Here is a 23,509-nt window from a genome sequence, read left to right on the forward strand (position 1 = left end):
TTGAAAAATTAAAAGATTTTAGCGTTCAATAATCGTTCAATATTTAAATCATTAAATTTTTGAATTGATTAAGTTAACATTCCTCCGTCAACATTAATAACCTGTCCGGTAACATAAGCACTCATATCGCAGGATAAGAAGACACAAACGTTAGCCACATCTTCCGGAGAACCGCCTCTTTTTAAAGGAATACTTTCTCTCCAGCCTTTAACCACATCTTCGTTTAATTTAGCAGTCATTTCCGTTTCTATGAAACCCGGAGCGATTACGTTACAACGGATATTACGCGAACCCAATTCTAAAGCTACAGATTTCGAAAAACCGATAACGCCTGCTTTGGATGCAGCATAGTTGGTTTGTCCGGCGTTCCCCTTCACTCCTACTACGGAACTCATATTGATGATAGAACCGGCGCGGTTTTTAAGCATGATTTTCTGAACGGCTTTGGTCATGTTGAAAACCGATTTCAAATTCACATCGATAACCGTATCGAAATCTTCTTCAGAAATACGCATTAATAAGTTATCCTTAGTGATTCCGGCATTGTTGATTAAAATATCTACGTTTCCGAATTCGGCAATTACATCATCCACTAATTTTTGTGCTTCGTTAAAATCGGCTGCGTTAGATTGATATCCTTTGGCTTTAACACCTAAAGCGGTTAATTCGTTTTCTAATTCCTGAGCAGCTGCTGCAGATGAACTGTATGTAAAAGCTACATTGGCTCCGTTTTTGGCAAAAACTTCGGCAATTCCTCTACCGATTCCTCTACTCGCTCCTGTAATGATAGCGGTTTTTCCTTCCAGTAATTTCATATAGTTAGTTTGTTTTGTTTTAATAATTACAGTTTTCAAATATATTGTTATTTTGATTTAAAAAAAAATCAATACTGTTTTACTTTTATGTTGAAACATAGTGTTTTTTGGTAATCTGTTGGATTATTACGGTAAATTTTCAGTTGTGTTTTGTAGCTGAAAATTTAATTGTCTGATGATGAGAATCTAAGGAATGTATTCATGCAAAAATTAATTATTTAAAGCTTGGATGATATTAAATTTACAGTCGCAGTGCTTTTTAACGTTTTTTTTATCAATTTGAAAGGTTAAATTGATAAATATCAATGATATATCTATCTTTACTATTGTAAAAATGTAAGATTTACCGCTTATGTTTTTAAGATGATTTGTACTTATTGAGAATACCACCACACAGTAAGTAGTTTACAAAAACAAATTACCTTTTTTTGAAGTCGGATGCACTTGGCAGTTGAATTTTGTATTTAACTGTTTAATTGCTCGCGTTTCAATTCAACTAAAAAAGATAAAAATTAATTAAACGGTTAAATCGAATTACCATGAAAAAATATCTATTACTATTATTGGCTGTTACATTTATTGCCTGTTCAAAAGATGAAGGATACGGAGGTTTGGCCACCATTTCAGGAAGGGTTTATGCGAAAGATTATAATTCAAACGGAGTTCTTGTGAGTGAAAATTATCTTGGTGGTGTCAAAGTGTATATCAGCGCGCATAATGATACTTCTTTTTACGACGATGTGGACACTTCTTTTGACGGTTCTTTCAAATTCGACTTTCTTCAGGAAGGAACCTATGATATTTGGGTATTTGGAGATTGCGATTCTTGTCCGTGGGATCAGAATTATGTTTTGAAAACCATTGAGGTTAACTCAAGAAAAGCAAATGTAACGGTAGAAGATTTTGTCATTACAATCTGATAATCATGTTTAAAAAATTTACCAATCAACTTTCATTACTGAACAGTGTTTCTTTAAATGAATTGGAATCTGTTTCGCTGTTAAACAGAATGGACAGTAAATATGCACTAACGGGAGACGATTTGCTGAAAATTTTTCCTTGTTTGATTGAAAATTATAATGTTCTTGAAATTGACGGCGTTCGCGTTTTTTCGTATGAGAATAATTATTTCGATACACCGGATCTTCAGTTTTTCAGAGACCATCATAACGGGTATGTGAATCGTATTAAAGTGCGCAGCAGAAGGTATGTGGAATCGGATTTGTGTTTTTTTGAAATCAAGAAGAAAGAGAAAATTGCCCGAACAAACAAACATCGGGAATCTCTTCCTTACATGCTTTCCGATATAGACGAATCCCGAAAAAATGTGATACAGGATTATACGCGAAAAAACATTGGAGAAGTAACCTTTATTTTAAAGAATAATTTCAACAGAGTAACTTTGGTGAACAATCATTTTACGGAAAGAGTAACCATAGATATGAATTTGCATTTCATTGACAATCAGCGTGATGTGAAATTCGGAAAAATCGCTATAATCGAAATAAAACAATCCAAAAACACACAGTCATCACCGTTGACCGCTTCATTAAAATATCATCACATACGGTCACAAGGAATCAGCAAATACATTTACGGCGTCATTTCGCTGAATCCAACCGTTAAGAAAAATAATTTTAAGCCGATAATTAAAACCATAAATAAACTACAGCACTAATGGAAACAGAAGAAGCATTGATAAGCGCTTTTAATACTTACGATTTTATTGTAAGATCTGCTATTGATTTTATAGCGGTGGCGTTGCTTGTGGGGTTTATTTACTATCCGAAACACAGAAATAAAGATTTTATTTTCACTTTCATTTTGTTTAATGTGGTGAATTTTATGATCTGTTGTTTGCTTGGTGCGGTTAAAATAAAAATCGGATTTGCATTCGGACTCTTTGCCATGTTTTCGATAATCCGATACCGAACGATAGCCATTTCCATAAAAGACATGGGGTATTTTTTCGTTTGCGTGGCAATGGGAATGCTTAATTCGCTTGCTTTTGTAGATGATAATTACACGATACTTATTATTTGCAACATTGTTGTATTGTTTCTGACGTTTATTTTGGAACGTTTGGATTTTCTGAAAAATGAAAATGCAAAAGAAATAGTTTATGATAAGGTTGAACTGATAAAACCCGAATACCGAGAACAGCTGTTATACGATTTGAATGAAAGAACCGGGTTAAATATTCACAGAATTGAAGTGATTTCCATTGATTATTTGAAAGATACAGCGCTTTTAAAAGCATTTTATTATGCAAAAGAAAGCGAATACGTTTTACCAACCTCAGATGATAATGATTAAAAAAAGGCATTTTTTTTTATTATTCGTATTTATGTTCGCTTATGAAGGAATCAGTCAGAATTACACTGATTTTCAGGGACGTTTTATACCTTCAATAAACTACAGAATCAATAAAAAATGGAAAATTGCAGGGGAATACAGGTATTCCTTGCAAAAAGATCTTCAGGAATTCCGATCAAGCGCGGGGCAGCTTCAGCTTCAGTATGATATCAACAAAAAGTTTAGTATTGAAACAGGATATCGATTTACAACCTCTTTTAAAGAAGACAACCATCGTTTGTTTGCCGCATTAAAATATGATTATAAGTTTAGTGATTTCACGCTGTTTTCGGGTATAAAATATCAGTTTTCAACCGGTAGTTTCGATAGCAGGTATATGAATTATTACAAAGAACCCAGACAAATGCTTCGGGAAAAAATCGGATTGGATTATAATATTCCCAAATCGAAAGCTTCAGTTTATACTTCGGCAGAAATATTTTTGAAATTAGCCGATGATGACCCGATAAAATTCAACCGGATGCGATATACCGTTGGAGGCGATTATAAATTAAAATACGGTAATGCTTTCGGTTTGTCTTTGTTTTATGACGATAAAGTGAATCCGAGAAAAAATGATCGCTTCGTGTTGGAAACCAAATATTCGCTTTCTGTTGACGATCTGATGAAAAAAATCAAAAAGAATAAGGAGAAAAAAGCAGAAGAATAACATTAAGTTATTCAAATTCGTAAAAAATTAATTGAAATTTTAAACAATACATTAAACTATTTTTAGTTTTCGGAGTCCAAAATTCAAACCAAACCCGAAAACCTATGAGAAAAGCATTGTTTTTAACGCTGAGCACCGCTGTGCTGTTTGTTTCCTGTAATAATCAGGAAGACAATTATGTAGCAATCCCTTCCGACAACTACCCTAATGTGGAAGCAACTTTTGGCAATACGATTGACTTAACCAATTTAAGTAATTATGCCAATCAGGTTATTCCGCCGTACATCACAAAAGACAATTCGGCTCTCAATCCTGTTACCGACAAAGGTGCGACTTTGGGAAGAGTTTTGTTTTATGATAAAAACCTTTCTTCGAACAACACCATTTCCTGTGCGAGTTGTCATCAGCAGGCAAATGCTTTCAGTGATACTAATGTTGCCAGCAATGGTGTAAACGGAACGACGGGCAGACATGCGATGCGATTAATCAATACCCGTTTTGCCAATGAGTCGAAATTCTTTTGGGATGAACGAGCGGCAAGTTTAGAAATTCAATCTACGATGCCGATTAAAAATCATGGTGAAATGGGCTTTAGTGGCGTCGATGGTGATTTGAATTTTGATGCTTTAATAACCCGTTTAAACGCAATTGGTTATTATAAGGAATTGTTCGAATTTGTTTACGGAACTGAAGAAATTACCGAGGTTAAAATTCAAAATGCTTTAGCACAGTTTATCCGAAGTATTCAATCGTTTGATTCGAAATACGATTCCGGAAGAGCTTTGGTTGCTAATGATAATCAGCCTTTTCCAAATTTTACCGCTCAGGAAAATCAGGGAAAAAATTTATTTCTGACGCCACCAGTCTTTGATGGGACCGGTTCCAGAACCGGAGGTGGAATAGGTTGTGCCGGTTGTCATGCAGCGCCCGAATTTGATATTAATCCGATTACGGGTAATAATGGAATTATTGGTGTTTTAAATGGAACTGGTATCGATATTACGAATACCCGCGCTCCTTCCCTGCGTGATTTGGTAAAAACTGACGGAACTACAAACGGCCCGATGATGCATACCGGTGTGATTACTTCTTTACAAGCGGCTATAGGTCATTATGGAACAATCAATATTGCACCCGGAAATACCAATTTAGATCCGAAACTGACTCCGGGTGGCAACGGACAAAGGTTAAATTTAAATGCTAATGAAGTTAATGCAGTGATTGCATTTTTGCGAACCCTTTCCGGAACCAATGTGTATACAGATAATAAATGGTCGAATCCGTTTTCTAATTAACTAAAAAAGCCCCGAAATTTCGGGGCTTTTTTATATGATAAAGTTTAGAAAAATTATCCTAAAACTTCTTTTACTTTTTTACCGATTTCGGCTGGAGAATCTACCACGTGGATTCCGTTTTCTCTCATGATACGTTTTTTAGCTTCTGCTGTATCATCAGCACCACCAACGATAGCACCTGCGTGACCCATTGTACGTCCTTTTGGAGCAGTTTCACCAGCGATGAAACCTACAACCGGTTTTCTGTTTCCGTCTGCTTTAACCCAACGCGCTGCATCTGCTTCCAGCTGACCTCCGATTTCTCCAATCATAATGATGATTTCAGTTTCAGGATCGTTCATTAATAATTCAACCGCTTCTTTTGTAGTGGTTCCGATAATTGGATCTCCACCAATTCCGATTGCTGTAGTAACACCTAATCCTTGTTTTGCAACCTGATCAGCAGCTTCGTATGTTAAAGTACCTGATTTAGAAACGATACCTACTTTACCTTGTTTGAAAACGAAACCTGGCATGATACCAACTTTAGCTTCACCCGGAGTAATTACACCCGGACAGTTAGGACCTACTAAACGGCAATCTTTACCTTTTATGAAATCATAAGCTTTGATCATATCGGCAACAGGTATTCCTTCTGTGATACAAATGATTACTTTAATTCCGGCATCAGCAGCTTCCATGATAGCATCAGCAGCAAATGCAGGTGGTACAAAGATGATAGAAGTATCAGCACCTGCCTGATCTACAGCATCTTTAACCGTGTTAAAAACCGGACGATCTAAATGTTGTGTTCCACCTTTTCCCGGAGTTACACCACCTACAACGTTTGTTCCGTATTCAATCATTTGAGAAGCGTGAAAAGTACCTTCACTTCCTGTAAAACCTTGAACAATTATTTTAGAATTTTTATTAACTAAAACACTCATGATATCGTTTTTTATGTTGTTTGTAAAATTTGTGTTGCAAAAATAGCGTATTAGAAGAAATATCTAAAGGATTTTGCTATAAACTTTTTAAGATTTTTAAAGGGAAATTAGCTTAGTTGACTCATTTGGTAACCGCGAAACAATTTTCCGTCTTTTACTTCCCAAATTGTCATAAAATGTGCTAAAATCATTTCTTCGGTTGGACTTTCGATTGGCGTTACATAATAAGTGTACCGCACAGAAACATTATTGTCTTCTTGTAAAATATGAGAAAACTGAATGCGTGACGAAAGATAAGATCGATTCATCTCATTAGATAAATCGATTAAGTCACTTTTATTCATTTTAAGAAAACCTTTGGAACTGTACCAATGAAATTCCATTTCATCATGAAGAAAACGATTCAGGGTTTCCGTATTTCGTAATGCGTCCGATTGATAAAAATCTGTAACAAGCTCTTTAGCCATCATTTTTATTCAGTTTGTTTAGTATTTCCGGTATTTTTTTAACGTTTGCCAATTGTTTTAGCTTTTCACGGGATTCTTCAATAGGGGTTCCGAAATAAGTTTTTCCGCCTTCTACTGATTTGGTTACACCGGTTTGTCCTAAAATAACCGCTTTTTCACCAATCGTAATGCCGCTTGTGGTACCAACTTGTCCCCAAAGTGTCACTTCGTCTTCAATCACTACACAGCCAGCGATTCCGGTTTGGGAAGCAATCAAACATTTTTTGCCGATTACAGTATCGTGACCTACATGCACTTGATTATCGATTTTTGTTCCTTCACCAATAGTAGTATCGCCGGTAACGCCTTTGTCAATAGTACATAAGGCACCAATACCTACGTTGTTTTCGATTACCACACGGCCACCGGATAACAATTGATCAAAACCTTCCGGGCGTTTTTTGTAATAGAACGCATCCGCTCCCAAAACACTTCCGGAGTGAATGATTACGTTATCGCCGATTATTGTATTATCGTAAATGGCAACATTGGAATGAATCAGACATTCTTTTCCAATCACCACATTATTACCGATGAAACAATTGGGTTGTATTACTGTTCCTTCTCCAATAACCGCTGATTCAGAAATAGCAGTATTAGAGGATTGAAAAGGCCTGAAGTGTTTTGTCAGTTTGTTGAAATCACGAAAAGGGTCATCTGAAATAAGCAGTGCCTTACCTTCAGGGCAATCTACTTTTTTGTTGATTAAAACAATTGTAGCTGCTGATTGCAACGCTTTGTCGTAATATTTCGGATGATCCACAAAAACGATGTCTCCTCGTGTTACCACGTGAATTTCATTCATTCCGTGCACAGGAAAACGCTCATCGCCCACATACTCACATTGAATAATGTTGGCAATTTCTTTAAGAGTATGTGTTTTGTGAAATTTCATATCAATTAGTATTCAGTGTACAGTTATATAGTAACCAGTGTAGGATAATCTTAGCTGAACACTGAATGCTGTGAACTTTTAAAATTATTCTTTAACACGCTCCATGTAAGAACCGGTAGCGGTATCGATTTTGATTTTATCTCCTTCGTTAATAAATAAAGGTACGTTAACAGTTGCTCCAGTTTCTACTGTTGCCGGTTTTGTTGCGTTTGTAGCAGTATTTCCTTTTACTCCAGGTTCTGCGTAAGTAACTTCCAATACCACTGAAGCTGGCATGTCTACAGCTAAAGGTGCGTCAGTTTCAGTGTTAATCTGAACCATTACGTTTGTTCCTTCTTTTAATAAATCCGGAGCATCAAGAACATCTCTGTTTAATGAAATTTGCTCGAACGTCTCATTGTTCATGAAATGGAATTCTGTACCTTCAGCATATAAAAACTGGAAAGTGTGTGTTTCAACACGAACTACATCAATTTTATGACCTGCAGAAAAGGTATTGTCCAATACTTTTCCGTTAGTTAAACTTTTTAATTTTGTTCTAACGAAAGCAGGACCTTTTCCTGGTTTAACGTGAAGAAATTCTACAATTTTGTAAATATCGTGGTTAAATTTAATACACAATCCGTTTCTGATATCAGCTGTACTTGCCATTTTAAAGTATTTATTTGTTTTATTTATTATTAAACGATTCCGGTATAACCTTTCATTACACCACGCGATGAATTTCTGATAAACAGAATGATTTCATCACGTTCTGGAGTTGCCTCCATTTCTGCTTCGATGATGCTCAAAGCTTGTGTTGTATTATAGTTTTTCTGATACAAAATTCGGTAAATATCCTGAATTTCACGTATTTTTTCTGTTGAAAAACCCCTTCTTCGTAATCCTACCGAATTGATTCCTACATAGGATAACGGCTCTTTTGCTGCTTTAGTAAACGGAGGAACATCTTTTCTTACCAAAGAACCACCTGAAATCATTGCGTGATCTCCAATAGAAATAAACTGATGTACTGCTGCCAGTCCGCCAATGATTGCATAATCGCCTACAGTAACGTGTCCGGCTAAAGCCACTCCGTTAACAATGATGGCATTATCGCCTATGTGACAATCGTGTGCAATGTGCGCTGTTGCCATAATCAGACAGTTTTTCCCAATCTTGGTTTGTCCTGAAGCAATAGTTCCTCTATTTATTGTAACACATTCTCTTACAGTAGTATTATCGCCTATTATTGCAAGTGAATCTTCACCTCCAAATTTTAAATCCTGAGGAACGGCTGCAATAACCGCACCGGGGAAAATATTACAGTTCTTACCGATTCGTGCCCCTTCCATGATGGTAACATTCGAACCAATCCAGGTTCCTTCACCAATTTCTACATTATTATGTATCGTTGTAAAAGGCTCAATTACCACATTTTTGGCAATTTTTGCACCCGGATGAACATATGCTAAAGGTTGATTCATAAATTCTTGTTTAGTTCTTTTTTACAATTTGTGCCATTAATTCGGCTTCAGTAACTAATTTACCGTTTGCGTACGCGCTGGCCTGCATATGACAGATTCCGCGACGGATTGGTGATAATAATGTTAATTTGAATATTAACGTATCGCCCGGTAAAACTTTATGTTTGAATTTTACATTGTCAATTTTCATGAAATATGTCAGGTAGTTTTCAGGATCAGGAACCGTACTTAAAATAAGGATTCCTCCAGTTTGTGCCATAGCTTCGATAATTAAAACGCCCGGCATAACCGGTGCTCCCGGGAAGTGTCCCACGAAGAATTCCTCATTCATGGTTACGTTTTTCAATCCAACTACATGTGTATCTGACATTTCTAAAATTCGGTCTACCAACAAAAACGGATTTCTGTGTGGCAGCATCGACATGATTTTAGTAACATCCATTAACGGTTCTTTGTTTAAATCGAAAACAGGAACCTGATTTTTTTGTTCGTTTTTAATAATTTTCGACATTTTTTTAGCAAACATCGTGTTTACAAAATGTCCCGGTTTATTAGCGATAACTTTCCCTTTTATTTTAGTTCCGATTAAGGCCAAATCACCTACTACATCAAGCAATTTATGACGTGCTGCTTCATTTGGATAATGTAACGTCAGATTGTCTAAAACACCATTTGGTTTTACAGAAATATTATCTTTACCGAAAGCAACTTTTAAGCGCTCCATGGTTTCCGAGGATATTTCTTTATCCACATAAACGATAGCATTATTTAAATCACCACCTTTAATCAATCCGTGTTCCAATAAACCTTCTAATTCATGAAGGAAACTAAACGTACGACAATCAGCAATTTCAGTTTTGAACTCGCTGATGGATTTCATTGTCGCATTTTGGGTGCCTAAAACTTTTGTACCGAAGTCGACCATTGCGGTAACACAATATTCATCCGAAGGAATAATAGTAATTTCACTTCCCGTTACTTCATCCATATAAGAAATCACTTCCTTAACGACATATACATTGCGCTCTGCGTCTTGTTCCACAACACCGGCTTTTTCGATGGCTTCCACAAAATATTTCGAAGAACCGTCCATAATTGGTGGCTCTGAAGCATCTAATTCGATGATAACGTTGTCTACATCACAACCAACAAAAGCAGCTAAAACATGCTCTGAAGTTTGGATTTTAACTCCCAATTTTTCCAGGTTTGTACCTCTTTGGGTGTTAACAACATAATTGGCATCGGCTTCAATGATGGGTTGTCCTTCCAAATCCACACGCACGAATGTAAATCCGTTGTTTACCGGCGCCGGTTTGAAAGTCATCGTTACTTCCTGTCCGGTATGTAACCCCACTCCTTTTAATGAAATTTCGTTTTTAATGGTTGTTTGCTTAACCATGGTTTACTTATTTTAGTTTTAGTTAGTTTGTTTTTTCTTTAATGCGTGAAGATCATCCACAATTTTTGGTAAATTTTTGAAATGGACATACGATTTACTGAAATCTCCGTAACTGAAAGCCGGACTTCCCTGTATCGCTTCTCCTTCTTTAATGCTTCTTCCCACGCCGGATTGTGCCTGAATTCGAACACCATCACCAATGGTAATATGTCCGACAATTCCGACCTGACCGCCAATCATACAGTTTTTACCGATTTTAGTAGAACCAGCCACTCCGGTTTGGGATGCTATAACGGTGTTTTCTCCGATTTCAACATTGTGGGCGATTTGAATCTGATTGTCCAATTTAACACCTTTACGAATAATTGTCGAACCTAAAGTAGCACGATCAATGGTCGTACAGGAACCGATATCTACATTGTCTTCAATAATTACGTTACCGATTTGCGGTACTTTGGTATACGTTCCGTCTTCTTGAGGTGCAAAACCAAATCCGTCCGAACCAATAATGGAACCGGAATGAATGGTACAGTTTTTACCAATTTCGGTTTCGGAATAAATGCGAACACCGGCAAACAATACAGAATTGTCGCCAATGATTACGTTGTCTCCCACGAAACTGTTCGGATATATTTTTACGTTATTCCCAATCTTTACGTTTTTACCGATGTAGCAAAAACTACCTAAATAAAGGTTTTCCCCGTATTCCACATTTTCTGAAATGACAGAAGGCTGCTCGATTCCGGATTTCATCAGTTTCACCTGATTGTAGTATTCCAATAATTTAGAAAAGGATTTATAAGCGTCTTCTACCTTAATTAAAGTCGTAGTAATAGGCTGTTCGGGTTCAAAAGTCGAATTTACAATCGTAATAGTCGCTTTTGTGGTATATATATGATTCAGGTATTTCGGATTGGCCAGGAAAGTAAGCGAACCTTCTGTTCCTTCTTCTATTTTAGCCAATTTAAAGACTTCTGCCGAGGGATTTCCAACGACTTCACCTTCTAAAATACCTGCTATTTGTTCTGCTGTAAATTTCATCTATGCAAAAATATAAAATTAAATCAAATCTGAACTTTCCAAGAGTACTTTTGGAAAACAGAGGTAATATTTGGTAACAGGTTTTGATAATGCTTTTAAATGCAACTGATCCGAAGCTTCCACAACATCTTCAATTGTTTTATCTTTTTTATAGATATGAATAGGTTCGCCGGTTTTGTTATAAGCCTGATTTTTAATTTTTCCTTTAAATATGAAATAATCCGCATCTTTTTCGGTGATTGGATAGAGTTGCATTAATTTCATTTTTAAATCAGAAAGCCGTTCTTTGGTTACTTTTTCGGTAACCATTTTAATTTTTGGCAAATCTCTGTTAATAATCATTTTACTTAACGAAGAAAGCACATAATCGTCATGAAACTGCCATATTTTGATAGCGCTTACGATGTCGAAGTCATCTAATAACGCAAATTTTTTCAATATTGTTGCATCGAAGCTTTCATGCGTGATTTTATGTTGCATGAAAAACAAAAGCGGTTCGCTGCAAGGCAACAAATCACCTTTTTGAGTTAGTTCTTTGGCGCGTTTTAAGATTTTGGTCAGCGTTAATTCGGCCACCAGGCTGGTTTTATGCAAATACGCCTGCCAATACATCAATCGTCTTGCTACCAGAAATTGTTCTACCGAATAAATGCCTTTTTCTTCAATTACCAAAACATCATCAACCACATGCATCATCTGAATCAAGCGTTCGGAATTAATGTTTCCTTCGGCTACACCGGTATAAAAACTGTCGCGTTTTAAATAATCCATTCGATCCATGTCGAGCTGACTGGAAATCAGTTGTAACATGAATTTTCTGTGATATTCTCCTTTGAAAATCTGAATGGCTAAAGATAATTTTCCGTCGAATTCCCGATTCAATTCGTTCATGAACAGCAATGAAATCTCTTCGTGGTGAACATCTTCCACAATACTGTGTTCCATCGCATGCGAAAAAGGACCGTGACCGATATCGTGTAATAAAATGGCAATGTAGAGGGCGTTTTCTTCTTCTTCCGAAATAACAACTTCTTTAAAACGAAGTGTTTGAACTGCCTTCTGCATAATGTGCAGACAGCCCAAAGCATGATGAAAGCGTGTATGATGCGCTCCGGGATAAACCAAATACGACATTCCCATTTGCGAAATACGTCGTAATCGCTGAAAATAAGGATGTTGTATTAAATCGTAAATTAAGGTATTTGGAATGGTTATAAAACCATAAATAGGGTCGTTTAATATTTTAAGCTTGTTAATCTGACTCACGCAAGTATTACTTTTTAACAAATATAAGAAAATTAATATTGAGAATTTATTTCTTACGATTTACAAAACAAAAAAACCACCCGAAAGAGTGGTTTTAATTTATTTAGTTGTCCGGTATTACCAGATTACGACACGTTGTTCCTGAGAACGGTGCATTTTATCGCCTTCTTTAATTTTAAAAGTGGTGTAAAATTCCGGAATATTACTCAACGGACCGTTAATTCTGAATTGTGCCGGCGCATGAACATCAGTCATAATTTGTTGCGATAATGCTTCGTCTTTAATGTTTACCATCCAGGCATAACCGTAAGCCAAAAAGAAACGTTCGTTTGGAGTCAGTCCTGCAATCTTCTGATTCTTTTTGAATTGTTCCGTTTTCTTAAAAGCTTCATATCCCATGACAACACCGCCTAAATCAGCAATGTTTTCACCTTGAGTGGCATCTCCGTTAACGAATTTACCTTTCAATACTTCATATTTGTTGAACTGCTCAACAATCAGTTTCGTTTTTGCTTTGAATTTTGTTAAATCTTCTGCTGTCCACCAGTTGTTCAGGTTTCCTTTGTCGTCATACTGACTTCCCTGATCGTCGAAACCATGTGTGATTTCATGTCCGAATGTAGAACCACCGATAATTCCGTATAAAACCGCATCATCCGGCATTCTTCCTTCAAATCCGGGAACGATGATATTACAGGCCGGAACGCAGATTTCATTGTTGCTCGGATTGTAATAAGCGTTATACGTTTGCGGATACATGCCCCACTCGGTTCTGTCAACCGGTTTTCCGTATTTTGAAATCATGTAATCATACTCCCATTTGTTAGTATTCATTACATTGGTACAGTAGGATTTTCTGTCGATGGAAACACTGCTCATGTCTTTCCATTTGTCCGGATAACCCACTTTCATTACAATTTTACTTAGTTTCTGAAGCGCTTTTTCTTTAGTAACCGGACTCATCCAATCCAATTTTTTGATATGATCAGCATAAACGTCTCTGATGTTGTTCCCGATTTCCAAAAGTTTTTCTTTGGTTCCTTTTGGCAGATATTCCGCTACATATACTTGTCCGATTAATTCTCCTAATGAAGCATCGGTGCGTGCTACTACCCTTTTCCATCTTGGTTTTTGTTTGGTAACTCCGTTCATTACCGTAGAATAGAATTTGAAATTCTGCAAATCGATAGCTTTGTTCAGATACGACGCGTAACTGTCTACTAAATTCCATTTTAAATACACTTTCCAGTCTTCTACAGTATATTTTTTAACCAATTGATTCAATCCTTTATAAAATTCCGGCTGACCGACAATAACAGAATCCGCTTTGGCTACTTTTAAAGTGGTAAGTATTTTATCTGAAGATAAATTAGGAGTTATTGCTTTGAATTGAGCAACCGACATCTTATTATAATTTTTAATCGGATCACGAAGCGCTTCCAATTTTCTTGATGCTCCGGCCAAATCGGTTTCCAATTTCATAATAACTGCTGCATTTTTAGCTGCAGTTGCGTTATCCTGACCGATTAATTGCATCATGGCCTGAACGTGTTTTACATATTCTTTTCGGATATTAACCGTTTGTTCGTCGGTATTGAAATAGTAGTCACGATCGCCCAAACCTAAACCGCCCTGAGAAAAAAACAAAGCATATTTTGTACTGTTTTTATCGTCTTGCCCTAAATAAAAATTGAAAGCAGGACTTGACCCAATGGTGTGAAGATGTGCAATAGTTTCGTTTAATGAAGCTGCATCTTTTACAGCGTCAATTCGAGCCATTTCGGCTTTTAAAGGATTGATTCCTGCTTTTTCAATGGCGATGGAATCCATTCCGGAAGCATAAAAATCACCGATTTTCTGTTTGTTGCTGCCTTTTTCTGCATCTTTATCTTCAGCTGATTTGATGCAAATTGACTTAATCTGAGAATTAATGGTATCACCGATGGTTCTGAAAATTCCGTTGCTGCTTTCCGTTTCCGGAATTGGGTTTTTCTTGAACCAGCCACCGTTGGCATAATGGAAAAAATCTTCTCCCGGGTTAACGGTTGTGTCTCGGTTCATTGCTAACGGATCGGGTTGAAGTAATTCGTCTGCTTCTTTGTTTTTACAGCTCGTCATTGCCAAAGTAACTCCGGCAACAAGAAGTGTAACGTGTTTTAATTTCATATGATTTTTGGTTTTGTGAGCAATTTATGTTTTCAAAGATATCTTTTTCAACTATTTTTTACAAATAATCAGTAAAATGGGTTAAGATAGGTTAATCAGAATCCGAAATAATGGTATATTCTATTGTATACTCAGATACTTTTTGGACAAATTTATAGTGATATTATAGCTTTGCTGTTTCTCAATTTCAAATGTATTGTGTTTTTAAATCGGACATGAATAATAACACGTTTATTTTTACAATAATTTTAACCTCATTCCGTTGATAAAAACATAAATTGCACTTTAATTACACAACATAGCATTATGAGCGATATAAAGATACTTTGGGTTGACGACGAAATCGATTTACTGAAACCGCATATATTATTTTTAGAAAAGAAAGGATACGATGTAACTACCTGTAATAACGGGCAGGATGCCATTGATATGTTTGATGATGAAAATTTCGATATCGTTTTTTTAGATGAAAACATGCCCGGATTGAGCGGATTGGAAACCTTAGCTGAAATCAAAGAAAAAAAATCGGCCACACCGGTAATTATGATTACCAAAAGTGAGGAAGAATACATCATGGAAGAAGCCATCGGTTCTAAAATTGCCGATTATCTGATAAAACCCGTGAATCCAAATCAAATTCTTCTTAGTTTAAAAAAGAATCTGGATCATTCGCGTTTGGTTTCTGAAAAAACCACGTTGGATTATCAAAAAGAATTCCGCAAAATCGCAATGGATATGGCTATGGTAAATAGCTATGAAGATTGGGTAGAACTCTATAAAAAGCTATTATTTTGGGAAATCGAACTGGAAAATATTGAAGATCAGAGCATGGTGGAAATATTGGAAAGTCAGAAACTCGAAGCGAATTCCCAGTTCGGAAAATTTATCGAGAAAAATTACGAAAAATGGTTTACCACTGAAGAAAATCGTCCTTATTTGTCGCACGAAATCTTTCGCAAATTAGTGGTTCCCGAAATCCGCAAAAAAGACAAACCTATTTTATTTGTTGTTATTGATAATTTACGTTACGACCAATGGAAAGCGTTTGAAAGCGTGGTGAACAATCATTATAAATTGGAAAAAGAAACCAGTTATTTCGCCATTTTACCAACCGCTACTCAATATGCCAGAAATGCTATTTTCTCTGGCTTAACGCCTTTGGAGATGGAAAAAAACTATCCGCAGTATTGGAAAAACGATACGGATGAAGGCGGTAAAAACCTATTTGAAGGTGAGTTTTTAACCGAACAGTTAAAACGTTTGCGAATCGATATTAAACAGGAATATTACAAAATCACCAATTTTAAGGACGGTAAAAAGTTAGTTGATAATTTTAAAGGTTTGAAAGGAAACGATTTAACAACAATAGTCTATAATTTCGTAGACATGCTTTCGCATGCCAAAACCGAAATGGATGTGGTAAAAGAACTGGCTTCCAACGACAAGGCTTATCGTTCGCTGACATTGAGCTGGTTCAGAAATTCACCTCTATTGGAAATTATTCAGCAAGCGCAGCAAATGGGTTTCAAACTGATTTTGACAACAGACCACGGAACGATTAATTGTAAAAATCCTTCGAAAGTTATCGGCGACAAACAAACCAGTTTGAATTTACGTTACAAAACCGGGCGCAGTTTAACCTACGAAGATAAAGATGTTTACGCGGTAAAAGATCCTAAAAAAATTGGGCTTCCTGCTATCAACATGAGTAGCTCTTTCATCTTTGCGAAGAACGATTTATTTCTTGCTTATGTGAACAATTACAATCATTATGTGAGCTACTATCGCAACACTTATCAGCATGGCGGCATCTCATTGGAAGAAATGATTGTTCCTTTCTTGGTTTTCAATCCAAAATAGGTATATTTGGATTGTAAAATTCTTACAATCAAATAAAAGCCTATAATTGTTATGGAAATAACGTTCACTCTTGAAGAGATTCAGGATGTAGTAAAACAGATATTTGCTCACAGTATAAAAAAAGTAGTTGTTTTCCACGCTGAAATGGGCGTGGGAAAAACTACATTAATAAAAGCCTTAGTCCATTATCTTGGTGTTAAAGATATGGCTTCGAGTCCGACTTTCTCCTTGGTTAATGAATACAAAGCTGATAACGGCGAGACCATTTACCATTTTGATCTGTATCGGTTGAATTCGGAAGAAGAAGCCTATGACATGGGAATTGACGAGTATTTTTATTCCGGGAATTGGTGCTTTATCGAATGGCCTGAGAAAACACCAAACCTTATTCCTTTAGACCATACGGCAATCCACATCAAATTGTTACCTAACGGAAAACGTCATTTGACTGTAAAATGATATTGTATTTTGTTAAAATTTCGTAATTTGTACCCAATTCACACAACTAAAGCATGTCAATAACACCTTTTTCGAAACACCAACTGATTCCGCAGGAAGAAAAGCTGGAAATAGCAAAACATAAAAGTGAACTTTTTATAGGAATTCCAAAAGAAACGTCCTATCAGGAGCGTCGTATTTGCCTCACGCCGGATGCTGTGAACTCATTGACGTCTCATGGTCACAGAGTATTGATGGAAGCCAGTGCAGGAGAAAGTTCGAGTTATTCGGATAAGGAATATAGTGATGCAGGTGCAGAAATTACCAATGATACCAAAAAGGTTTTTAGTTGTCCGATGATTCTGAAAGTAGAACCGCCTACGTTGGATGAAATCAATATGATGAATCCGCAGACCATCCTGATTTCTGCAATCCAGTTAAAAACGCAAAAGAAAGCCTATTTTGAGGCTTTGGCAACAAAACGAATTACCGCTTTGGCTTTCGAATTTATAAAAGACGAAGACGGCTCCTACCCTGCCGTAAAATCACTGAGTGAAATTGCAGGAACAGCATCCATACTGATTGCTTCGGAACTGATGATTAATCAATCAATAGGTAAAGGATTGTTGTTTGGTAATATTACAGGGGTACGACCTACCGAAGTTGTTATTTTGGGCGCAGGAACTGTTGCGGAATATGCCGCCAGAACCGCAATCGGACTTGGGGCAACGGTAAAGATTTTTGACAATTCCATTACCAAAATGCGTCGTTTGCAGAATATGTTGAACCAGCGTATTTTTACTTCCACTATTCAGGAAAAATCGTTATTAAAAGCTTTACGTCGTTGTGATGTAGCCATTGGTGCGATGCGTGGAAAAAACCGAACGCCTGTTGTGGTAACCGAAACTATGGTGGAACACATGAAAAAAGGCGCTGTTATTGTAGATGTCAGTATTGACACCGGAGGATGTTTTGAAACCTCTGAAGTAACCACTCATGAAAAACCTACCTTTATCAAGAACAATGTAATTCATTATTGCGTACCGAATATTCCGTCTCGTTATTCGAAAACCGCTTCGATGTCTATCAGTAATATTATAACGCCTTCCCTACTCAAAATTGCAGACGACGGCGGATTGGAAAGCGCAATTCGTTGCGACCGTGGTTTAAAAAACGGAGTCTATTTTTATCACGGAATCTTAACTAACAAATCTATTGCGGATTGGTTTAATATTTCTTATCGCGATATAAACCTGATTGTATTTTAGTTGGCAGTAGCCAATTGTTTGCTTACTTTTGCAGCAAATTATTTACCATGAAATTCGTACATCGTTTAGCCTACTATCTTTTCGGTCTGCTTTTGGGCGGAATGTTTTTGGTTTTCTTCTTCCAGAAAAAGAAAACGGAATTCTGTTATTTGCCAAATTGCAGGGTTTTAAAAGATCTTCGCAGCAAACCAATAAGTTATTCCAAAGAAGCTGAAGCTAAATTTAAAGAAAAATGGGTAACCATTGAGGATGTTAAGAAATGTTTAGAGCATGGAGATGTTGATTTCGATAACAGTAATAAACCTTTTGAAAAAGGAAAGCTTTATATAATCGAAGGGAAAAGCACTAAGAATGAAGATATTACTGTTGAGATGATTAATTACACGGAAAGAGTGGTACTTAAAGATATAAAAAAACAGTAAAAAAGTTTAGAAAATCCTTGCAAGATCGAATTCCTGACGTATATTTGCACTCGCAATCAGGAAGAACTGAAAGCATTTATTCGGGCGATTAGCTCAGCTGGTTCAGAGCACCTCGTTTACACCGAGGGGGTCGGGGGTTCGAACCCCTCATCGCCCACAACTTAAAGCACTTCGAAAGAAGTGCTTTTTTTATTTCCTTTTTTAAAAACCTCACTAACTTTAGTATCTTTATCACAAAGAAAATAAAATGACAAAAATTCTGCTTCTGGAAGACGATTTGGTGCTGTCTAAAGAGATTTGCAATTTCTTGAAGTCAAACGAAATGGAATGCGATTGTGTTTTTGACGGAGAAGTTTTTTTCAGACAATTGAAAGCAGGCAAATACAGTATCTATCTTCTTGATATAAATGTTCCTAAATTAAATGGATTAGATGTTTGTTCAAAAATTAGGGAAACAGATAAAACCACTCCAATCATTATGTTAAGCGCTTATGGCGATTTAACCGATAAAATTGATGCATTTCAATTAGGCGGCGATGATTATCTGGTAAAACCATTTCATTTAGAAGAACTGCTCATCAGGATTTATGCATTATTAAGAAGAAGTTCTGTTCCTCAATCGGATGATGATTTGATAGTAATAGATGATTTGGAAATTTCACCTTTAGCGATGACTGTCAAACGTGGTGGAACTACCATTGAACTGACACAAAAAGAGTATCAACTACTTTTATTATTGGCCAAAGCAAAAGGAAGAACTCTTTCAAAACAAGCTATTTCAGAGCAAATTTGGGATGTTCATTTTGATACAAATCTAAATACTATAGAAGTATACATTAACTTTCTGAGAAAAAAAATTGATAGAAATCATGATGTCAAACTCATTCATACCCGTCCTGGTTTCGGATATTATTTAAAAGCAATTTAATGACATTAAAAAGAAGAATAGCGGTAAATGTAAGTATGGTGTTTTCCATACTTTATGCTATTTCGGCTATTTTAATTTATTTGTCGTATTCCTCGTTCCGTAAACAGGAATTTATGGATCGTTTGGAAGAAAAAGCTTTGACTACTACAAAATTGCTTATAGAAGTAAAAGGTATTGACAATCAAATTCTTAAATTGATTGACCGGAATACAATCAATAAGCTTTACAATGAAAAAACGCTTATTTTCGATCAGAATTATACTCTTTTATATAGCAGTATTGATGATGCTTCGGTAAACTGGAATGTTGATTTATTAAAAAAAATCAAAAACCATAAAAAAATATATGCGCGTGATAACGAAAAAGATATTTTAGGCGTATTTTATGATTACGAAAAAATCGATTATTATGTGCTTATTGCCGCTGAAGATAAATATGGGAATACTAAATTACAGCATTTACTGCAAACACTTATCATAACCTTTTTTACAGGAACAACTTTAGTTTGGCTACTCACCTATTATTTCATTAAAAGATTACTGAAGCCATTAGACGATTTTCAGAAAATCATTACTAGCATATCCATTAATAAACTTAATACTAAATTACAGGAAACTTCGAATGCCGATGAGATTAATGTACTCTCAAAAGCATTCAACCAAATGATGCACCGAATTGAAAAATCATACATTGCACAAAAAGAATTTACTTCGAATGCCTCACATGAGTTGAGAACACCAGTAAGCCGACTCACGCTGCAATTAGACAATCTTATAAAAATGGAAAATCATTCGGAAAATTCGATAGCTTATTTAAAAAACATGAGCAACGATGTGAATCAGATTTCCGATTTAATCAATTCCTTATTACTCTTATCACAAATCAATGCCTCTAATTTTAATGCGTTGTTAAAGAAAGAGCGCATTGACGATATCATCTTTCGTTCTTATGAAAAAACGGTCAAAATTTATACTGATTTCAATATGAATTTTGAAATTCTTAACGATGACAGTAGTTTGGAAATCAACGGTGTAAATTCCCTTCTGGAGATTGTTTTCAATAATTTTTTCAAAAACGCTTATCTTTATTCTCTGGATAAAAAAGTGAATGTTTTTATTGATGAAGAACCCGGAAAATCATTAATCATCACGTTAACGAATTCAGGAAACAAATTGAGTCTGGAAGAAGAAAGCAAAATTTTTAATTCTTTTACCAGAGGAAGCAATAATCAAAAAAATGCTGGTTCTGGTTTGGGTTTACGCATTGCAAAACGAATTCTTGAAATACACAATGCCAACCTTTCCTATGCATATATTGGCGATTCCCATCAATTTATTATAAAATTCCCTATCTCTTAAAAGAAATAATTCTCCTTTTTAAGGATTTTTTAAGGTCGTTTTTAAGGTCAATTTAAGACTGTTGTCTGAAACTTTGTATTGAATAATTTATCAGTTCAATCAAAATGAAAACAGTATTATTAATAGCGCCTTTTTTTATGTTGCAATTTGCGCATTCCCAAAGAAATATAACGCTTAAAGAATGTGACGATGCGTTACAAAAAAACAATTTGCTGGCAATTGCAGGACAATACAACATTACAGCCTCAAAAGCTGCAGTAATTCAGGCCAGAATTTGGGAGCAGCCATTTATAAGTGCTGAAATCAACGCCCTGAATCCTGATGCGAACCGAACTTTTGACATCGGTCAAAATGGTCAAAAAGCCTTAGCGATTCAGCAACTTATTTATTTGGGCGGAAAAAAAAGAAATGAAATCAAAGTTGCCAAATCAAATGCAGAATTGGCAGAACTTCAATTCGAACAATTAATCAGTAATCTCAAATTTGAATTGCGTCAAAGTTTTTACTCGGTGTATTTCGATCAGAAGAAATTAACCAGTCTTGCATCGCAAAGTGAACAAATCGAAACACTTTTAAAATCGAATGAAATTCAGGCCGAAAAAGGCAATATTCCGCTAAAAGATGTGGTTCGTCTTCAATCCTTATTATTGAATTTGAAAAATGATAAAATTGCCGTTCAAAAAGATGTAACCTTTCAAAAGCAAAATCTGGCATTATTAACCGGAATTGCAGAACCTATAAATCCCATTGTGGATGAAACAAAAATTATTGACGATTACACTATTCCGAAATATTCAGAAGAAGAACTACTGAAATTAGCCAAAGAGAAAAATCCTGAGTACCTGATTTCTTTAAAACAAGTTGAAACACAGGAAGCCACTGTTAAACTTCAAAAATCGTTATCAATTCCCGATGTAACTACCGGATTCTCATACGATCAAAACGGCGGGGCTTTTCATAATCAGGTAAATTTTACGTTGGGAATCCCGCTTCCACTTTGGAACAAAAATAAAGGGAACATAAAAATTGCTCAGGCACAATTGGGTGAAATAAAAGCCAATAGCGATTACAAAACGTTAGAGTTGCAAGAACAAATTCGAAGCTCCTTTGCCTTGTGGAAAGAACAAAAACTTCAATATACATCCTTGTCGAAATCCATAAACCAAAACTTGGATGCTGTGTATCAGGGAGTGCTTCAAAACTTCCTTAAAAGAAACATTTCACTCTTTGAATTTACGGATTTTATGGAAAGTTATAATCAGAGTACGTTACAATTAAATGAAATGCGAAAACAATTCATATTGTCAAGTGAGGAATTAAATCATATTGTTAATACAACCATCTTCTAAAATGAAATATTCAATCATTGTCTGCCTGTCATTATTGGCTATCACTTCTTGCAAAAAAGAAGAAGTTAAAGGCGAAATTAAAGAAACCTTTGTTTTGAGTGATAAAATGCTCGAAACCACCAAAACCGCAACAGTTTCGCTTCAGCCTTTGCGAAACGAACTGAATTATTACGGAAAAATCACAACCGATAACAACAAAACAATTGAAGTATTTCCGGTTGTTGGCGGAAGTGTTTCTAAAGTGTATGTAGAATTAGGTGATTATGTAACCAAAGGCCAGTTGCTGGCAACCATAAGAAGTACGGAAGTGGCCGATTTTGAAAAACAACTCGATGATGCCAAGAACGATGTTATTGTTGCCAAAAATAATTTAAAGGTTGCCCAAGAGTTGTTTGAAGGAAAACTAAATGCCGAACGCGATGTAATTGAAGCCAAAAGTAATCTTGAAAAAGCAAAATCGCAGTTAAGCCGCATTCAGGAAACCTATAAAATTTACAACATTAAAATGGGTGCTATTTATGAGGTTCGTTCACCTTTAAGCGGATTCGTAATTGAGAAAAAGATAAATGAAAAAATGCTTTTACGTAACGACCGAAGTGATAACATATTTGATATTGCCGAAATCAATGACGTTTGGGCTATTGCTAATGTTAACGAAAGTGATATCAATCAGGTTAAACTTGGAGAAAGTGCGGCAATTACAACATTAAGTTATCCTGATAAAGTTTTCAGCGGAAAAGTGGATCGAATTTTTAACATCATCGATCCGGAAACCAAAGCCATGAAAGTACTTATCAAGTTACACAATCCCGGATTTATTTTAAAACCGGAAATGAGAGCCAACATTAAACTTTCTTATGTGGAAAATGATAAACAAATGTTAGCAATTCCGTCTGATGCGGTGATTTTTGATAAAAGCAAAAATTATGTTATGATTTACAAAGACCGAAACAATATTGAAACAAGAGTAATTGAAATTTTCAGACAAATTGGTGACGTAACATATGTTTCTTCTGGTTTAAACAACGGAGAAAAGGTAATGACACACAATCAGTTGTTAGTTTATGATGCACTAAACGATTAATT

General features: G+C 35.8%; 23 protein-coding genes and 1 tRNA gene. 14 read left to right on the forward strand and 10 right to left on the reverse strand.

What is annotated here, in order from left to right:
• Positions 1-68 precede the first annotated feature (68 nt).
• Positions 69-815, reverse strand: coding sequence for a 3-oxoacyl-[acyl-carrier-protein] reductase (gene fabG, locus FCR2A7T_RS10920; protein WP_023571356.1), 747 nt, complete (start codon positions 813-815; stop codon positions 69-71).
• Positions 816-1,354: 539 nt separating this feature from the next.
• Here fabG and FCR2A7T_RS10925 point away from each other — a divergent pair.
• The 5 genes from FCR2A7T_RS10925 to FCR2A7T_RS10945 all read left to right on the forward strand — a co-directional run bounded on the left by FCR2A7T_RS10925 (position 1,355) and on the right by FCR2A7T_RS10945 (position 5,135).
• The gene (locus FCR2A7T_RS10925; RefSeq protein ID WP_023571357.1) at positions 1,355-1,735 is read left to right on the forward strand and encodes a DUF3823 domain-containing protein; all 381 of its coding nucleotides are present in this window, start codon (positions 1,355-1,357) and stop codon (positions 1,733-1,735) included.
• 5 nt (positions 1,736-1,740) lie between these two features.
• Complete coding sequence (locus FCR2A7T_RS10930) at positions 1,741-2,493, forward strand: polyphosphate polymerase domain-containing protein (RefSeq protein WP_023571358.1); 753 nt, start codon at positions 1,741-1,743, stop codon at positions 2,491-2,493.
• Positions 2,493-3,131: a DUF4956 domain-containing protein gene (locus tag FCR2A7T_RS10935; RefSeq protein ID WP_035118280.1), complete on the forward strand. Its 639-nt coding sequence runs from the start codon at positions 2,493-2,495 to the stop codon at positions 3,129-3,131. Before FCR2A7T_RS10930 ends, FCR2A7T_RS10935 begins: the two co-directional genes overlap by 1 nt.
• Entirely contained in the window at positions 3,082-3,840 is a 759-nt protein-coding gene (locus FCR2A7T_RS10940; protein WP_081709389.1) for a DUF2490 domain-containing protein, read from the forward strand. The genes FCR2A7T_RS10935 and FCR2A7T_RS10940 overlap by 50 nt, the downstream gene beginning before the upstream one ends.
• 104 nt (positions 3,841-3,944) lie before the next feature.
• Entirely contained in the window at positions 3,945-5,135 is a 1,191-nt protein-coding gene (locus FCR2A7T_RS10945) for a cytochrome-c peroxidase (RefSeq protein WP_023571360.1), read from the forward strand.
• Positions 5,136-5,188: 53 nt separating this feature from the next.
• Here the strand turns inward: FCR2A7T_RS10945 and sucD are convergent, their stop codons facing one another.
• From sucD to FCR2A7T_RS10990, 9 genes are all read right to left on the reverse strand, one after another.
• Positions 5,189-6,061, reverse strand: coding sequence for a succinate--CoA ligase subunit alpha (gene sucD, locus FCR2A7T_RS10950; protein ID WP_023571361.1), 873 nt, complete (start codon positions 6,059-6,061; stop codon positions 5,189-5,191).
• A 107-nt stretch (positions 6,062-6,168) separates the two neighbouring features.
• Positions 6,169-6,531 carry a nuclear transport factor 2 family protein gene (locus FCR2A7T_RS10955; protein ID WP_035118284.1) on the reverse strand — a complete coding sequence of 121 codons (363 nt, stop codon included), beginning with the start codon at positions 6,529-6,531 and terminating at the stop codon, positions 6,169-6,171.
• Entirely contained in the window at positions 6,521-7,462 is a 942-nt protein-coding gene (locus FCR2A7T_RS10960; protein WP_023571362.1) for a UDP-3-O-(3-hydroxymyristoyl)glucosamine N-acyltransferase, read from the reverse strand. The genes FCR2A7T_RS10955 and FCR2A7T_RS10960 overlap by 11 nt, the downstream gene beginning before the upstream one ends.
• An 84-nt stretch (positions 7,463-7,546) precedes the next feature.
• The gene (efp, locus tag FCR2A7T_RS10965; protein WP_023571363.1) at positions 7,547-8,113 is read right to left on the reverse strand and encodes an elongation factor P; all 567 of its coding nucleotides are present in this window, start codon (positions 8,111-8,113) and stop codon (positions 7,547-7,549) included.
• A 29-nt stretch (positions 8,114-8,142) separates the two neighbouring features.
• Positions 8,143-8,928, reverse strand: a complete 786-nt coding sequence (gene lpxA / locus FCR2A7T_RS10970) for an acyl-ACP--UDP-N-acetylglucosamine O-acyltransferase (RefSeq protein ID WP_023571364.1) — start codon at positions 8,926-8,928, stop codon at positions 8,143-8,145.
• 10 nt (positions 8,929-8,938) lie between these two features.
• Positions 8,939-10,327, reverse strand: a complete 1,389-nt coding sequence (locus FCR2A7T_RS10975; RefSeq protein WP_023571365.1) for a bifunctional UDP-3-O-[3-hydroxymyristoyl] N-acetylglucosamine deacetylase/3-hydroxyacyl-ACP dehydratase — start codon at positions 10,325-10,327, stop codon at positions 8,939-8,941.
• Between the two features lie 18 nt (positions 10,328-10,345).
• Positions 10,346-11,368, reverse strand: coding sequence for a UDP-3-O-(3-hydroxymyristoyl)glucosamine N-acyltransferase (lpxD, locus tag FCR2A7T_RS10980; RefSeq protein ID WP_023571366.1), 1,023 nt, complete (start codon positions 11,366-11,368; stop codon positions 10,346-10,348).
• Between the two features lie 18 nt (positions 11,369-11,386).
• Entirely contained in the window at positions 11,387-12,634 is a 1,248-nt protein-coding gene (locus FCR2A7T_RS10985; RefSeq protein ID WP_023571367.1) for an HD domain-containing protein, read from the reverse strand.
• Positions 12,635-12,751: 117 nt separating this feature from the next.
• The gene (locus tag FCR2A7T_RS10990; protein ID WP_023571368.1) at positions 12,752-14,800 is read right to left on the reverse strand and encodes a M13 family metallopeptidase; all 2,049 of its coding nucleotides are present in this window, start codon (positions 14,798-14,800) and stop codon (positions 12,752-12,754) included.
• 306 nt (positions 14,801-15,106) lie between these two features.
• Between FCR2A7T_RS10990 and porX the strand changes: the two genes are divergently transcribed.
• The 9 genes from porX to FCR2A7T_RS11035 all read left to right on the forward strand — a co-directional run bounded on the left by porX (position 15,107) and on the right by FCR2A7T_RS11035 (position 23,507).
• Entirely contained in the window at positions 15,107-16,660 is a 1,554-nt protein-coding gene (porX, locus tag FCR2A7T_RS10995) for a T9SS response regulator signal transducer PorX (RefSeq protein WP_023571369.1), read from the forward strand.
• Positions 16,661-16,711: 51 nt separating this feature from the next.
• The gene (tsaE, locus tag FCR2A7T_RS11000; RefSeq protein WP_023571370.1) at positions 16,712-17,119 is read left to right on the forward strand and encodes a tRNA (adenosine(37)-N6)-threonylcarbamoyltransferase complex ATPase subunit type 1 TsaE; all 408 of its coding nucleotides are present in this window, start codon (positions 16,712-16,714) and stop codon (positions 17,117-17,119) included.
• Between the two features lie 53 nt (positions 17,120-17,172).
• A complete protein-coding gene (locus tag FCR2A7T_RS11005) occupies positions 17,173-18,366 on the forward strand; it encodes an alanine dehydrogenase (RefSeq protein ID WP_023571371.1) in 1,194 nt (397 codons plus the stop codon).
• 47 nt (positions 18,367-18,413) lie between these two features.
• Positions 18,414-18,788 (forward strand): DUF4258 domain-containing protein, encoded by a 375-nt coding sequence (locus FCR2A7T_RS11010; RefSeq protein ID WP_023571372.1) that lies wholly within the window; start codon positions 18,414-18,416, stop codon positions 18,786-18,788.
• An 82-nt stretch (positions 18,789-18,870) separates the two neighbouring features.
• Positions 18,871-18,945, forward strand: a tRNA-Val gene (locus FCR2A7T_RS11015).
• Positions 18,946-19,035: 90 nt separating this feature from the next.
• Positions 19,036-19,716: a response regulator transcription factor gene (locus FCR2A7T_RS11020; RefSeq protein WP_023571373.1), complete on the forward strand. Its 681-nt coding sequence runs from the start codon at positions 19,036-19,038 to the stop codon at positions 19,714-19,716.
• Positions 19,716-21,074 carry a HAMP domain-containing sensor histidine kinase gene (locus FCR2A7T_RS11025; protein WP_035118286.1) on the forward strand — a complete coding sequence of 453 codons (1,359 nt, stop codon included), beginning with the start codon at positions 19,716-19,718 and terminating at the stop codon, positions 21,072-21,074. The genes FCR2A7T_RS11020 and FCR2A7T_RS11025 overlap by 1 nt, the downstream gene beginning before the upstream one ends.
• A 104-nt stretch (positions 21,075-21,178) precedes the next feature.
• Positions 21,179-22,423, forward strand: a complete 1,245-nt coding sequence (locus FCR2A7T_RS11030) for a TolC family protein (RefSeq protein ID WP_023571375.1) — start codon at positions 21,179-21,181, stop codon at positions 22,421-22,423.
• A gap of 1 nt (position 22,424) precedes the next feature.
• Positions 22,425-23,507 (forward strand): efflux RND transporter periplasmic adaptor subunit, encoded by a 1,083-nt coding sequence (locus tag FCR2A7T_RS11035; RefSeq protein ID WP_023571376.1) that lies wholly within the window; start codon positions 22,425-22,427, stop codon positions 23,505-23,507.
• The last annotated feature ends 2 nt before the right edge of the window (positions 23,508-23,509 follow it).

Source organism: Flavobacterium cauense R2A-7 (assembly GCF_000498475.1).
GTDB lineage: Bacteria > Bacteroidota > Bacteroidia > Flavobacteriales > Flavobacteriaceae > Flavobacterium > Flavobacterium cauense.

What these genes read in the sequence shown, in the direction of transcription:
- fabG (WP_023571356.1), bottom strand. Translation starts at nt 815, where the DNA reads ATGAAATTACTGGAAGGAAAAACCGCTATCATTACAGGAGCGAGTAGA.
- FCR2A7T_RS10925 (WP_023571357.1), top strand. Translation starts at nt 1,355, where the DNA reads ATGAAAAAATATCTATTACTATTATTGGCTGTTACATTTATTGCCTGT.
- FCR2A7T_RS10930 (WP_023571358.1), top strand. Translation starts at nt 1,741, where the DNA reads ATGTTTAAAAAATTTACCAATCAACTTTCATTACTGAACAGTGTTTCT.
- FCR2A7T_RS10935 (WP_035118280.1), top strand. Translation starts at nt 2,493, where the DNA reads ATGGAAACAGAAGAAGCATTGATAAGCGCTTTTAATACTTACGATTTT.
- FCR2A7T_RS10940 (WP_081709389.1), top strand. Translation starts at nt 3,082, where the DNA reads ATGCAAAAGAAAGCGAATACGTTTTACCAACCTCAGATGATAATGATT.
- FCR2A7T_RS10945 (WP_023571360.1), top strand. Translation starts at nt 3,945, where the DNA reads ATGAGAAAAGCATTGTTTTTAACGCTGAGCACCGCTGTGCTGTTTGTT.
- sucD (WP_023571361.1), bottom strand. Translation starts at nt 6,061, where the DNA reads ATGAGTGTTTTAGTTAATAAAAATTCTAAAATAATTGTTCAAGGTTTT.
- FCR2A7T_RS10955 (WP_035118284.1), bottom strand. Translation starts at nt 6,531, where the DNA reads ATGATGGCTAAAGAGCTTGTTACAGATTTTTATCAATCGGACGCATTA.
- FCR2A7T_RS10960 (WP_023571362.1), bottom strand. Translation starts at nt 7,462, where the DNA reads ATGAAATTTCACAAAACACATACTCTTAAAGAAATTGCCAACATTATT.
- efp (WP_023571363.1), bottom strand. Translation starts at nt 8,113, where the DNA reads ATGGCAAGTACAGCTGATATCAGAAACGGATTGTGTATTAAATTTAAC.
- lpxA (WP_023571364.1), bottom strand. Translation starts at nt 8,928, where the DNA reads ATGAATCAACCTTTAGCATATGTTCATCCGGGTGCAAAAATTGCCAAA.
- FCR2A7T_RS10975 (WP_023571365.1), bottom strand. Translation starts at nt 10,327, where the DNA reads ATGGTTAAGCAAACAACCATTAAAAACGAAATTTCATTAAAAGGAGTG.
- lpxD (WP_023571366.1), bottom strand. Translation starts at nt 11,368, where the DNA reads ATGAAATTTACAGCAGAACAAATAGCAGGTATTTTAGAAGGTGAAGTC.
- FCR2A7T_RS10990 (WP_023571368.1), bottom strand. Translation starts at nt 14,800, where the DNA reads ATGAAATTAAAACACGTTACACTTCTTGTTGCCGGAGTTACTTTGGCA.
- porX (WP_023571369.1), top strand. Translation starts at nt 15,107, where the DNA reads ATGAGCGATATAAAGATACTTTGGGTTGACGACGAAATCGATTTACTG.
- tsaE (WP_023571370.1), top strand. Translation starts at nt 16,712, where the DNA reads ATGGAAATAACGTTCACTCTTGAAGAGATTCAGGATGTAGTAAAACAG.
- FCR2A7T_RS11005 (WP_023571371.1), top strand. Translation starts at nt 17,173, where the DNA reads ATGTCAATAACACCTTTTTCGAAACACCAACTGATTCCGCAGGAAGAA.
- FCR2A7T_RS11010 (WP_023571372.1), top strand. Translation starts at nt 18,414, where the DNA reads ATGAAATTCGTACATCGTTTAGCCTACTATCTTTTCGGTCTGCTTTTG.
- FCR2A7T_RS11020 (WP_023571373.1), top strand. Translation starts at nt 19,036, where the DNA reads ATGACAAAAATTCTGCTTCTGGAAGACGATTTGGTGCTGTCTAAAGAG.
- FCR2A7T_RS11025 (WP_035118286.1), top strand. Translation starts at nt 19,716, where the DNA reads ATGACATTAAAAAGAAGAATAGCGGTAAATGTAAGTATGGTGTTTTCC.
- FCR2A7T_RS11030 (WP_023571375.1), top strand. Translation starts at nt 21,179, where the DNA reads ATGAAAACAGTATTATTAATAGCGCCTTTTTTTATGTTGCAATTTGCG.
- FCR2A7T_RS11035 (WP_023571376.1), top strand. Translation starts at nt 22,425, where the DNA reads ATGAAATATTCAATCATTGTCTGCCTGTCATTATTGGCTATCACTTCT.